The sequence below is a fragment of the Escherichia sp. MOD1-EC6300 genome (assembly GCF_002965045.1).
GTDB lineage: Bacteria > Pseudomonadota > Gammaproteobacteria > Enterobacterales > Enterobacteriaceae > Escherichia > Escherichia coli_F.
Genome location: NZ_PTRH01000006.1, coordinates 103,082 through 115,298 on the forward strand (window position 1 = coordinate 103,082; position 12,217 = coordinate 115,298).

15 protein-coding genes and 1 other annotated feature are annotated in these 12,217 nt (G+C 48.1%); of the genes, 11 read left to right on the forward strand and 4 right to left on the reverse strand.

What is annotated here, in order from left to right; translation table 11 throughout:
- Positions 1-11: 11 nt before the first annotated feature.
- Positions 12-105 (reverse strand) — a sequence feature (Trp leader region).
- The gene (gene trpL, locus BGE37_RS11465; RefSeq protein ID WP_001700591.1) at positions 82-126 is read right to left on the reverse strand and encodes a trp operon leader peptide; all 45 of its coding nucleotides are present in this window, start codon (positions 124-126) and stop codon (positions 82-84) included. It overlaps the preceding feature by 24 nt.
- Positions 127-262: 136 nt before the next feature.
- On the opposite strand from trpL, the gene rnm reads away from it, so the two are divergent.
- From rnm to BGE37_RS11490, 5 genes are all read left to right on the forward strand, one after another.
- Positions 263-1,144 carry an RNase RNM gene (rnm, locus tag BGE37_RS11470; protein ID WP_032184177.1) on the forward strand — a complete coding sequence of 294 codons (882 nt, stop codon included), beginning with the start codon at positions 263-265 and terminating at the stop codon, positions 1,142-1,144.
- Entirely contained in the window at positions 1,141-1,761 is a 621-nt protein-coding gene (locus tag BGE37_RS11475) for an L-threonylcarbamoyladenylate synthase (RefSeq protein ID WP_001353240.1), read from the forward strand. The genes rnm and BGE37_RS11475 overlap by 4 nt, the downstream gene beginning before the upstream one ends.
- Positions 1,762-1,861: 100 nt before the next feature.
- A complete protein-coding gene (gene rluB / locus BGE37_RS11480; protein ID WP_001291206.1) occupies positions 1,862-2,737 on the forward strand; it encodes a 23S rRNA pseudouridine(2605) synthase RluB in 876 nt (291 codons plus the stop codon).
- Positions 2,738-2,906: 169 nt separating this feature from the next.
- Positions 2,907-3,908 carry a hypothetical protein gene (locus BGE37_RS11485; protein ID WP_032184017.1) on the forward strand — a complete coding sequence of 334 codons (1,002 nt, stop codon included), beginning with the start codon at positions 2,907-2,909 and terminating at the stop codon, positions 3,906-3,908.
- Between the two features lie 12 nt (positions 3,909-3,920).
- The gene (locus BGE37_RS11490) at positions 3,921-4,229 is read left to right on the forward strand and encodes a hypothetical protein (RefSeq protein ID WP_001000709.1); all 309 of its coding nucleotides are present in this window, start codon (positions 3,921-3,923) and stop codon (positions 4,227-4,229) included.
- Positions 4,230-4,281: 52 nt separating this feature from the next.
- Here BGE37_RS11490 and cobO read toward each other — a convergent pair whose 3' ends face one another.
- Positions 4,282-4,872 carry a cob(I)yrinic acid a,c-diamide adenosyltransferase gene (gene cobO, locus BGE37_RS11495; protein ID WP_001278876.1) on the reverse strand — a complete coding sequence of 197 codons (591 nt, stop codon included), beginning with the start codon at positions 4,870-4,872 and terminating at the stop codon, positions 4,282-4,284.
- Positions 4,869-5,627 carry a YciK family oxidoreductase gene (locus tag BGE37_RS11500; RefSeq protein WP_000559303.1) on the reverse strand — a complete coding sequence of 253 codons (759 nt, stop codon included), beginning with the start codon at positions 5,625-5,627 and terminating at the stop codon, positions 4,869-4,871. Before BGE37_RS11500 ends, cobO begins: the two co-directional genes overlap by 4 nt.
- A gap of 219 nt (positions 5,628-5,846) precedes the next feature.
- Here BGE37_RS11500 and sohB point away from each other — a divergent pair, with 219 nt between their 5' ends.
- The gene (gene sohB, locus BGE37_RS11505; protein ID WP_000422045.1) at positions 5,847-6,896 is read left to right on the forward strand and encodes a protease SohB; all 1,050 of its coding nucleotides are present in this window, start codon (positions 5,847-5,849) and stop codon (positions 6,894-6,896) included.
- A 35-nt stretch (positions 6,897-6,931) separates the two neighbouring features.
- On the opposite strand, the gene BGE37_RS11510 is transcribed toward sohB, so the two are convergent.
- Positions 6,932-7,183: a YciN family protein gene (locus BGE37_RS11510; protein WP_001031527.1), complete on the reverse strand. Its 252-nt coding sequence runs from the start codon at positions 7,181-7,183 to the stop codon at positions 6,932-6,934.
- A gap of 379 nt (positions 7,184-7,562) precedes the next feature.
- On the opposite strand from BGE37_RS11510, the gene topA reads away from it, so the two are divergent.
- The 5 genes from topA (at position 7,563) to ymiC (ending at position 12,182) form a co-directional block, all read left to right on the forward strand.
- Positions 7,563-10,160, forward strand: coding sequence for a type I DNA topoisomerase (topA, locus tag BGE37_RS11520; protein ID WP_001309471.1), 2,598 nt, complete (start codon positions 7,563-7,565; stop codon positions 10,158-10,160).
- Positions 10,161-10,369: 209 nt separating this feature from the next.
- Entirely contained in the window at positions 10,370-11,344 is a 975-nt protein-coding gene (gene cysB / locus BGE37_RS11530) for an HTH-type transcriptional regulator CysB (protein WP_000776253.1), read from the forward strand.
- Between the two features lie 318 nt (positions 11,345-11,662).
- On the forward strand, positions 11,663-11,803 hold the full coding sequence (locus tag BGE37_RS11535; RefSeq protein WP_001300896.1) for a YmiA family putative membrane protein: 141 nt from the start codon (positions 11,663-11,665) through the stop codon (positions 11,801-11,803).
- Between the two features lie 2 nt (positions 11,804-11,805).
- Positions 11,806-11,973 carry a protein YciX gene (gene yciX, locus BGE37_RS11540; RefSeq protein WP_001353237.1) on the forward strand — a complete coding sequence of 56 codons (168 nt, stop codon included), beginning with the start codon at positions 11,806-11,808 and terminating at the stop codon, positions 11,971-11,973.
- A gap of 113 nt (positions 11,974-12,086) precedes the next feature.
- Positions 12,087-12,182, forward strand: a complete 96-nt coding sequence (gene ymiC, locus BGE37_RS25155) for a small membrane protein YmiC (RefSeq protein WP_001310756.1) — start codon at positions 12,087-12,089, stop codon at positions 12,180-12,182.
- The last annotated feature ends 35 nt before the right edge of the window (positions 12,183-12,217 follow it).

Here is a 12,217-nt window from a genome sequence, read left to right on the forward strand (position 1 = left end):
TAATTTTGTTCAAAAAAAAGCCCGCTCATTAGGCGGGCTGGGTATCTGATTGCTTTACGCATGGTGAATACACTGCCCGTTTCAGGAAGTGCGCCACCAACCTTTCAGTACGAAAATCGCTTTCATTGTCGATACCCTTTTTACGTGAACTTGCGTACTAGTTAACTAGTTCGATGATTAATTGTCAACAGCTCATTTCAGAATATTTGCCAGAACCGTTATGATGTCGGCGCAAAAACATTATCCAAAATGGGAGTGCGCCTTGAGCGACACGAATTACGCAGTGATTTATGACCTGCACAGCCATACCACAGCTTCCGATGGCTGCCTGACGCCAGAAGCATTGGTGCACCGTGCAGTCGAGATGCGCGTCGGCACCCTGGCGATCACCGACCATGACACCACAGCGGCAATCGCGCCAGCAAGAGAAGAAATTTCACGTTCAGGACTGGCACTGAATCTTATTCCTGGCGTGGAAATATCCACCGTCTGGGAAAATCATGAAATTCATATTGTCGGGCTGAATATTGATATTACTCATCCGTTAATGTGTGAGTTTCTCGCGCAGCAGACAGAACGGCGCAATCAGCGGGCGAAGTTAATTGCCGAAAGACTTGAAAAAGCGCAAATACCTGGAGCGCTGGAAGGCGCGCAACGACTGGCGCAGGGCGGTGCGGTGACGCGCGGTCATTTTGCTCGTTTCTTGGTTGAATGTGGCAAAGCCAGTTCAATGGCGGATATCTTTAAAAAATATCTGGCGCGCGGGAAAACCGGATACGTTCCGCCACAGTGGTGTACAATAGAACAAGCTATTGATGTCATTCATCATTCTGGCGGTAAGGCGGTGCTTGCTCATCCTGGGCGGTACAATCTTAGTGCTAAATGGCTGAAAAGATTGGTTGCGCATTTTGCCGAACACCACGGCGACGCGATGGAAGTCGCGCAGTGCCAGCAATCGCCCAATGAACGCACCCAACTGGCGACGCTTGCCCGCCAGCACCATTTATGGGCATCACAAGGATCTGATTTTCATCAGCCATGCCCGTGGATCGAACTGGGTCGTAAACTCTGGCTGCCCGCAGGCGTTGAAGGCGTCTGGCAGCTATGGGAACAGCCGCAGAACACCACAGAGAGGGAATTATGAGCCAGTTTTTTTATATTCATCCTGATAACCCGCAGCAACGTCTGATCAACCAGGCGGTGGAGATCGTGCGTAAAGGCGGGGTGATTGTTTATCCAACTGATTCCGGCTATGCGCTCGGCTGTAAAATTGAAGATAAAAACGCCATGGAGCGTATTTGTCGTATTCGCCAGCTGCCGGACGGTCACAACTTTACCCTGATGTGTCGCGATCTTTCTGAACTCTCGACCTATTCATTTGTCGATAACGTTGCGTTTCGTTTGATGAAAAACAATACGCCGGGTAACTACACTTTCATCCTGAAGGGGACGAAGGAAGTGCCACGCCGTCTGTTGCAGGAAAAACGCAAAACCATCGGTATGCGTGTGCCTTCTAACCCAATTGCGCAGGCGTTGCTTGAAGCATTGGGCGAACCGATGCTTTCCACTTCGCTAATGCTGCCAGGCAGTGAATTTACCGAATCCGATCCGGAAGAAATTAAAGACCGTCTGGAAAAACAGGTGGATTTGATTATTCACGGCGGCTATCTCGGGCAGAAACCGACAACGGTTATTGATCTCACCGATGATACGCCAGTCGTATTGCGTGAAGGCGTAGGTGATGTGAAGCCTTTTTTATAAGTGCTTAACTCTGTATACTACGCGGCCTTAAAATGGCGCTCTACTGCGCCATTGATTCTCCTGTTCGACGCCTGGGAAGGCGACACCAAAAGGAAGCTCTATGAGCGAAAAGCTACAGAAAGTGCTGGCGCGTGCCGGCCACGGTTCTCGCCGTGAAATCGAATCTATTATTGAAGCCGGTCGTGTGAGTGTTGATGGCAAAATTGCTAAACTCGGCGATCGTGTTGAAATTACCCCTGGATTGAAAATCCGTATCGATGGTCACCTGATTTCGGTACGTGAGTCCGCTGAACAAATTTGTCGCGTTCTGGCCTATTACAAACCGGAAGGTGAGTTGTGTACCCGTAACGATCCGGAAGGGCGTCCAACGGTATTTGACCGTCTGCCAAAGCTGCGTGGCGCACGCTGGATTGCCGTAGGTCGTCTGGACGTTAACACCTGTGGTCTGCTGCTGTTCACCACCGATGGTGAACTGGCAAACCGTTTAATGCATCCAAGCCGTGAAGTTGAACGTGAATATGCCGTGCGTGTATTTGGTCAGGTTGACGACGCGAAACTGCGTGATTTGAGTCGTGGCGTGCAGCTGGAAGATGGTCCGGCAGCCTTTAAAACCATTAAGTTCAGCGGCGGCGAAGGGATCAACCAGTGGTACAACGTTACTCTGACCGAAGGCCGTAACCGTGAAGTTCGTCGTCTTTGGGAAGCTGTTGGTGTGCAGGTGAGCCGTCTGATCCGCGTGCGTTACGGTGATATCCCACTGCCGAAAGGTCTGCCACGCGGTGGCTGGACTGAGCTGGATCTTGCCCAGACTAACTATCTGCGTGAGCTGGTGGAACTACCGCCAGAAACCAGCTCTAAAGTTGCTGTAGAAAAAGACCGTCGTCGTATGAAGGCGAATCAAATTCGTCGTGCGGTGAAACGTCACAGCCAGGTCAGCGGCGGTCGTCGTTCTGGTGGACGTAATAATAACGGTTAATTTAAGTTAAGTATTAAATAAAGGCCCTGCGGGGCCTTTTCTTCATTTGAAGCATGATAAATAGTCGCAGTATTTTAATTTAATTTCATACTTGCTTATGAATAATGCCAGGGAATAGCCACATTACTATTTAATTATCTGAGATAAACTCAACGTCAAGAGGTGGGTTATGATTAGATATAGTGGATTATTTCTATCGCTGTTAATGCTTTCAGGTTGTGCAACCGAAGCATTGAAGAATGAACAAGCTGAAACTGTTATTACTGCGGGTAACAAGGCGGTTGCGGCGAATGCAAGTTTCTTTAAACAATACTATGCTTCTCGTGAAAACTTTCTTGTTAATTTTTATGCGACTAATCCGGATTGTGCATTGCGACCTGATTATACCATTGATGTTGCGAACGATGGTCAGGGTGGGAAATTATGCAGGCCCCCTGAAGAAAAAACAGATAAAGTACAATTAGTCCCATTCGAAAAAGAGAAACTACTGGCTTCAATGGAAGTCATTAATAGCATGAGTGCTTATGTAGAGCTCTTGACTGAAGACATAAAAACTACAGAAAGTCAGCAAGTGACATTACTTAAACAGGCTCTGGATCACGCAAACAACGCGCAAACACTACTTGATGTTTCACATAGCAAAGATTTAGCTGAATCGGCAGCGGCGGTTAAAGATTTAGTAAGTTATTTCAATGAGTTATATATAATAAAGGTCAATGCCGGGAAAATAGGTAAAACGGCGGATAAAAATTGGGTAAGACTTATAAAAAACATGACTGTTTTGCGTAATGATATTTATACAAAAGGCGATAAGATTGAAAATTATACCTTTGCGAATGTACATAATAATATGCTTTATTATAATGCGGTATCTAAAAACTCTAAGAATACAGAGTTTAACACTCTGAAAAACAGGAAGGAGTTTCTAAGTTCAGTAATCAATGTGAATGAAACCAGACTACAGGCATCGGCTGCTGCAATGCCCGCGATTGAAGCTTTAAATGCCTTTATAGATAAGGGTGATTATCTAAAAGGTTTATACACTAATAAAACACGCACGGCAGCTGAACAAAAAAGATTAAATGAAATATTACGCGCACAGGTCATTAGTGGGTTAAAGGCGTCTGAGGGGCTGGCGAAATTACTTATTGCCAGCGGAATAATGTTATAGGAGGGGCTTTTTATGAACGATGTACAAAACCGTAGAATACTGGCATTACTTGATATGCTGTATAATACTCTGGGCAACAAAACCACATGCAAGGTTTGTCATAAATATTTTATCCTTATCCTCACGGTGATGAACAATCTGACGATTAACTACGGTACTGAAACTTCGCCAGAGTTAAGCGGAATCAGTTATGAAGATGCCAATGCGTTAATTACTGAACTGATATTATTTATTGAAGATGTTGACGCTGAGAATCATGAAGCATATCCGGGACATTTGAATGAGATTAAACGGATTCTGAGTTTTGCTATTGCCGCTTGAATATAATTATGATTAAAGCACCTCAAGAGGCGAACTTTTGAGGTGCTTTCACTTAATAATCAATCCCGATTTGCGCCTTAACACCGGCATCAAACGCATGTTTGACGGGGCGTAATTCACTTACCGTATCCGCCAGTTCAAGAATATCCCGATGACAACCACGACCCGTGATAATCACCGTCTGTTGATGTGGACGTTCATTTAACGCCTGCACCACTTCATCCAGTGGTAAATAGTCATACGCCACCATATACGTCAGCTCATCGAGCAAAACCATATCCAGTGAAGGATCGGCCAGCATTCGTTTGGCATGTTGCCAGACTTCACGGCAGGCCGCGGTATCAGATTCGCGGTTTTGCGTATCCCAGGTAAAGCCCGTTGCCATCACCTGAAATTCAACGCCGTGTGGTTCCAGCAGATTTCGTTCGCCATTAGGCCAGGTGCCTTTAATAAACTGCACGACGCCCACTTTTTTTCCGTGACCAACTGCGCGTGTTGCCGTACCAAATGCTGCGGTGGTTTTGCCTTTTCCATTGCCGGTAAAGACGATGATAATACCGCGTTCATCCTGGGCCTGGGCCACACGGGCATCCACTTTATCTTTTACACGCTGCTGACGCTGTTGGTAGCGTTCATCACTCATTGGGATATTCCTGGTTTACGGCCCGGTTGGGCGTCAAAGGTCATGCCGGTTTTACGGCGGCTGTCATCGCCCATCAGCCAGAGGTAGAGCGGCATGATATCAGCGGGTGTTTTAAGTTTCTGTGGATCTTCGGTCGGGAAGGCGCTTGCGCGCATTGCGGTGCGCGTACCACCTGGGTTAATGCAGTTGACGCGCAGGCGCTGCTGATATTCATCGGCCAGTACCTGCATCATCCCTTCGGTGGCAAATTTCGACGCTGCATAAGCGCCCCAGTTTGCACGCCCCTGACGTCCAACGCTTGATGAAGTAAAGACCAGTGAACCGGCGTCCGATTTGAGTAATAAAGGAAGCAGTGCCTGGGTGAGCATAAAGGTGGCATTAACGTTGACCTGCATGACGTCCTGCCAGACCTGCGGGTTTTGCTCGCTCATTGGGCAAACATCGCCGAGCAATCCGGCATTATGCAAAACACCATCCAGACGCGGATAATTAACGGCAATGCGCTGTGCCAGTTGTTGGCAATCTTCGGACGTGCAGGTCAGCAAATCGAGAATAAACCACTGTGGCTGACGCCCAGTTTCTTCGTTTATGTGGCTGGCTACCTGACGTAATTTTTCTTCATTACGGCCCAACAGAATCACTGTCGCACCATAGCGTGCATACGTCATCGCGGCTTCACGACCAATACCATTGCTGGCTCCCGTCACCAGGATAATGCGATCATTGAGTAAATCTTGTTTTGGCTGGTAATGCATGGCTACTCCTCAACGACGTTGTCTGTCGCGCTGCCAGTGTACTTTAAGACTTTGGGGCTTTATGCCTGAAACAGAAGGGCATTTCAATCAGCCTGGGGCGATAACACCGCAAAATGGATACTTTGTCATACTTTCGCTGCAATAACATCTCTGCGAGACGGCTTAACATGCCTGTTGTAAACTGTGAGCCAAAGCGTTGTTTAACCAAGGTGGGGACTCGTGGAATTGTTGTCTGAATATGGTTTGTTTTTGGCGAAAATCGTTACCGTTGTGCTAGCGATTGCGGCGATTGCCGCCATTATTGTCAATGTTGCTCAACGTAATAAACGCCAGCGTGGCGAGTTACGGGTCAACAATCTCAGCGAACAGTATAAGGAGATGAAAGAAGAACTGGCCGCGGCGCTGATGGACTCACATCAGCAAAAACAGTGGCACAAAGCGCAGAAGAAAAAGCACAAGCAAGAAGCGAAAGCCGCAAAAGCGAAAGCCAAACTGGGCGAGGTGGCAACTGACAGTAAACCTCGCGTCTGGGTGCTGGATTTTAAAGGCAGCATGGACGCCCATGAAGTGAACTCGCTACGTGAAGAGATAACGGCGGTACTCGCAGCATTTAAACCGCAGGATCAGGTTGTGCTACGTCTGGAAAGCCCTGGTGGCATGGTGCATGGTTACGGGCTGGCGGCTTCGCAGCTGCAGCGTCTGCGTGATAAAAACATTCCTTTAACTGTTACGGTAGACAAAGTTGCTGCCAGCGGCGGTTACATGATGGCCTGTGTGGCGGACAAAATTGTTTCCGCACCGTTTGCTATTGTGGGTTCCATTGGGGTGGTGGCGCAAATGCCCAACTTTAACCGCTTCCTGAAAAGCAAAGATATTGATATCGAACTGCACACCGCCGGGCAGTATAAGCGCACGCTGACCTTGCTGGGTGAAAACACCGAAGAAGGGCGGGAGAAATTCCGCGAAGAGCTGAACGAAACGCATCAGTTATTTAAAGATTTTGTGAAGCGTATGCGTCCGTCTCTGGATATTGAACAGGTGGCAACGGGTGAACACTGGTACGGACAACAGGCGGTAGAGAAAGGCCTGGTTGATGAAATCAACACCAGTGATGAAGTTATTCTTAGCCTGATGGAAGGCCGTGAAGTGGTCAATGTACGCTATATGCAGCGTAAAAGACTCATTGACCGATTCACCGGCAGCGCGGCAGAGAGCGCCGATCGATTGTTGCTACGCTGGTGGCAGCGGGGGCAAAAGCCATTGATGTAAAAGACAAACGCGAGGGTAAGACCTCGCGTTTTGCTTTAATCAACCAGGTGATATTTTTCTGAAAGCACATGGGCCAGGTGTTTGAACATATTAAACACCGCGGTGCTTTTGGCTGTTGGCAATCCTTGTTCATCTAAAAAGTAGTCGCCGGTAAAGACCAGCACGCCATTACGCTGCGAGACGCCGGTGGCTTCAATCCCTGCGAGCGTATCCTCATGCTCACGAATGATTTTATTGGCCTCTTTCAACAGCGTTTCGCGGTCGATGGGTTGTGTCTCTTTGTTCATTATTTACTCCTTAAACAAGGACATTAGTCTACGCCAGGCATGGCTTGCAGACAAATATACCACGCTGGTGGCAAGAGCGCCTTACTGGCAACTTTGGATTTTGCATGCTAATAAAGTTGCGTATCGGATTTTATCAGGTACAGTGTGACGCTTTCGTCAATCTGGCAATAGATTTGCTTGACATTCGACCAAAATTCCGTCGTGCTATAGCGCCTGTAGGCCAAGACCTGTTAACTCAGTCACCTGAATTTTCGTGAACAGAGTCACGACAAGGGGTTGATATCCGCAGAGAACGAGTCCATATCGGTAACTCGTTGCCAGTGGAAGGTTTATCAACGTGCGACGCATTCCTGGAAGAATCAAATTAGGTAAGGTGAATATGGGTAAAGCTCTTGTCATCGTTGAGTCCCCGGCAAAAGCCAAAACGATCAACAAGTATCTGGGTAGTGACTACGTGGTGAAATCCAGCGTCGGTCACATCCGCGATTTGCCGACCAGTGGCTCAGCTGCCAAAAAGAGTGCCGACTCTACCTCCACCAAGACGGCTAAAAAGCCTAAAAAGGATGAACGTGGCGCTCTCGTCAACCGTATGGGGGTTGACCCGTGGCACAATTGGGAGGCGCACTATGAAGTGCTGCCTGGTAAAGAGAAGGTCGTTTCTGAACTGAAACAACTGGCTGAAAAAGCAGACCACATCTATCTCGCAACCGACCTTGACCGCGAAGGGGAAGCCATTGCATGGCACCTGCGGGAAGTGATTGGTGGTGATGATGCGCGCTATAGCCGAGTGGTGTTTAACGAAATTACTAAAAACGCGATCCGCCAGGCATTTAACAAACCGGGTGAGCTGAATATTGATCGTGTTAATGCCCAGCAGGCGCGTCGCTTTATGGACCGCGTGGTGGGATATATGGTTTCGCCGCTGCTGTGGAAAAAGATCGCTCGTGGTCTGTCTGCAGGTCGTGTGCAGTCGGTGGCGGTCCGCCTGGTGGTCGAGCGTGAGCGTGAAATTAAAGCGTTCGTACCGGAAGAGTTCTGGGAAGTCGATGCCAGCACGACCACGCCATCTGGTGATGCGTTGGCGTTGCAGGTGACTCATCAGAACGACAAACCGTTCCGCCCGGTCAACAAAGAACAAACTCAGGCTGCGGTAAGTCTGCTGGAAAAAGCGCGCTACAGCGTGCTGGAACGTGAAGACAAACCGACAACCAGTAAACCTGGCGCTCCTTTTATTACCTCTACGCTGCAACAAGCTGCCAGCACCCGTCTTGGTTTTGGCGTGAAAAAAACCATGATGATGGCGCAGCGTTTGTATGAAGCAGGCTATATCACTTACATGCGTACCGACTCCACCAACCTGAGTCAGGACGCAGTAAATATGGTTCGCGGTTATATCAGCGATAATTTTGGTAAGAAATATCTGCCGGAAAGTCCGAATCAGTACGCTAGCAAAGAAAACTCACAGGAAGCGCACGAAGCGATTCGTCCTTCTGACGTCAATGTGATGGCGGAATCGCTGAAGGATATGGAAGCAGATGCGCAGAAACTGTACCAGTTAATCTGGCGTCAGTTCGTTGCCTGCCAGATGACCCCAGCGAAATATGACTCCACGACGCTGACCGTTGGTGCGGGCGATTTCCGCCTGAAAGCACGCGGTCGTATTTTGCGCTTTGATGGCTGGACGAAAGTGATGCCTGCGCTGCGTAAAGGCGATGAAGATCGTATCTTACCGGCAGTCGATAAAGGCGATGCTCTGACGCTCGTTGAACTGACACCAGCCCAGCACTTTACCAAGCCGCCAGCCCGTTTCAGTGAAGCATCGCTGGTTAAAGAGCTGGAAAAACGCGGTATCGGTCGTCCGTCTACCTACGCGTCGATCATTTCGACCATTCAGGATCGTGGCTATGTGCGAGTAGAAAATCGTCGTTTCTATGCGGAAAAAATGGGCGAAATCGTCACCGATCGCCTGGAAGAGAATTTCCGTGAGTTAATGAACTACGACTTCACCGCACAGATGGAAAACAGCCTCGACCAGGTGGCAAATCACGAAGCAGAGTGGAAAGCTGTACTGGATCACTTCTTCTCGGATTTCACCCAGCAGTTAGATAAAGCTGAAAAAGATCCCGAAGAGGGGGGTATGCGCCCGAACCAGATGGTTCTGACCAGCATCGACTGCCCGACCTGTGGTCGCAAAATGGGTATTCGCACAGCGAGCACCGGGGTATTCCTTGGCTGTTCCGGCTACGCTCTGCCACCGAAAGAGCGTTGCAAAACCACCATCAACCTGGTGCCGGAAAACGAAGTGCTGAACGTGCTGGAAGGTGAAGACGCTGAAACCAACGCGCTGCGCGCAAAACGTCGTTGCCCGAAATGCGGCACGGCGATGGACAGCTATCTCATCGATCCGAAACGTAAGTTGCATGTCTGTGGTAATAACCCAACCTGCGACGGTTACGAGATCGAAGAGGGCGAATTCCGCATTAAAGGTTATGACGGCCCGATCGTTGAGTGTGAAAAATGTGGATCTGAAATGCACCTGAAAATGGGGCGTTTCGGTAAATACATGGCCTGCACTAACGAAGAGTGTAAAAACACACGTAAGATTTTACGTAACGGCGAAGTGGCACCACCGAAGGAAGATCCGGTGCCATTACCGGAGCTGCCGTGCGAAAAATCAGATGCTTATTTCGTGCTGCGTGACGGTGCTGCCGGTGTGTTCCTGGCGGCCAATACCTTCCCGAAATCGCGTGAAACACGTGCGCCACTGGTGGAAGAGCTTTATCGCTTCCGCGACCGTCTGCCGGAAAAACTGCGTTATCTGGCCGATGCGCCACAGCAGGATCCGGAAGGTAATAAGACCATGGTTCGCTTTAGCCGTAAAACCAAACAGCAATATGTCTCTTCGGAAAAAGACGGAAAGGCGACTGGCTGGTCAGCATTTTATGTTGATGGCAAATGGGTTGAAGGGAAAAAATAACCTTTAATTCTGTCAGGTTATTATAAACAAAGGGTCGCGAAAGCGGCCCTTTTTTATTGCATATTATTTTTTCTTCACACCTATACACTAAGGCTATAAATGATATAGTGGTTATAGTTAGCACCTTTTTTATTATTAAATCGTATTAGTCACCCGCCAGGTGTGACGAAAAAACGATGTTCTGATGGCGTCTAAGTGGATGGTTTAACATGAAATTACAACAACTTCGCTATATTGTTGAGGTGGTCAATCATAACCTGAATGTCTCATCAACGGCGGAAGGACTTTACACATCACAACCCGGGATCAGTAAACAAGTCAGAATGCTGGAAGACGAGCTAGGCATTCAAATTTTTTCCCGAAGCGGCAAGCACCTGACGCAGGTAACGCCAGCAGGACAAGAAATAATTCGTATCGCTCGTGAAGTCCTGTCGAAAGTCGATGCTATAAAATCGGTCGCCGGAGAGCACACCTGGCCGGATAAAGGCTCGCTGTATATCGCCACCACGCATACCCAGGCACGCTATGCGTTACCAAACGTCATCAAAGGCTTTATTGAGCGTTATCCTCGCGTTTCTTTGCATATGCACCAGGGCTCGCCGACACAAATTGCTGATGCTGTCTCTAAAGGCAATGCCGATTTCGCTATCGCCACAGAAGCGCTGCATCTGTATGAAGATTTAGTGATGTTACCGTGCTACCACTGGAATCGGGCTATTGTAGTCACTCCGGATCACCCGCTGGCAGGCAAAAAAGCCATTACCATTGAAGAACTGGCGCAATATCCGTTGGTGACATATACCTTCGGCTTTACCGGACGCTCAGAACTGGATACTGCCTTTAACCGCGCAGGGTTAACGCCGCGTATCGTCTTCACGGCAACGGATGCTGACGTCATTAAAACTTACGTCCGGTTAGGGTTGGGGGTAGGGGTTATTGCCAGCATGGCGGTGGATCCGGTCGCCGATCCCGACCTGGTGCGCGTTGATGCTCACGATATCTTCAGCCACAGTACAACCAAAATTGGTTTTCGCCGTAGTACTTTTTTGCGCAGTTATATGTATGATTTCATTCAGCGTTTTGCACCGCATTTAACGCGTGATGTCGTTGATGCGGCTGTCGCATTGCGCTCTAATGAAGAAATTGAGGTCATGTTTAAAGATATAAAACTGCCGGAAAAATAATTTCTTGCGTTATTTTCGGCACCTTTTATGTAGCGAAGGTGCCGGAATATATTCTCTTTTGTTGCTTATTTGTATACCGTGCACAATATTTTTATCCCTCATATTTATAGGGTAAATTACCTGTAAAGTAGTGTCTAATTACCCGCCTCGCAAACTCCAGTTTTCAAATATCTATTTCAGGTCAAAAGATTGAATTATTCACTGGAGACGATTCGTAAATTCGCTGGATTTTTGACTAAAGTTTCTTTAGGATTTGTCTCATCGTATGATTAATTACACCAATCGTTCAACGTCTTGCTGATAAGTGATGGCGATTATATGAGGTTAGCAATGCCTTCTGGAAATCAGGAACCCCGCCGGGACCCTGAATTAAAACGCAAAGCCTGGCTGGCGGTATTTCTTGGTTCTGCACTCTTCTGGGTGGTTGTCGCACTGCTGATTTGGAAAGTGTGGGGATAACTATGGTCGGTCAGGAGCAACTGGAGTCGTCACCATTATGTCAGCATAGTGACAATGAACCAGTAACGAAACGGGAATGTTCCGTCGTTATTCCAGACGACTGGCAACTAACAACGCAGCAGCAAGCCTTTATAGAACTGTTTGCTGAAGATGATCAGCCGAAACAATAATTATCATCATTCTTATTACCCATTTTTAATGAATTAAAGGGCTTTTAATACACCGCAGCAATAACAGGTTGAGTTATCTCAACACAAAGTAATAACCGTTAAGGGTGTAGCCTATGATCAACACAAATATGAAATATTGGTCCTGGATGGGCGCATTTTCTCTGTCGATGCTCTTCTGGGCCGAACTCCTCTGGATCATTACTCACTGATCCCTGACCCCGCTGCGGCGGGGTTTTCATTTTCT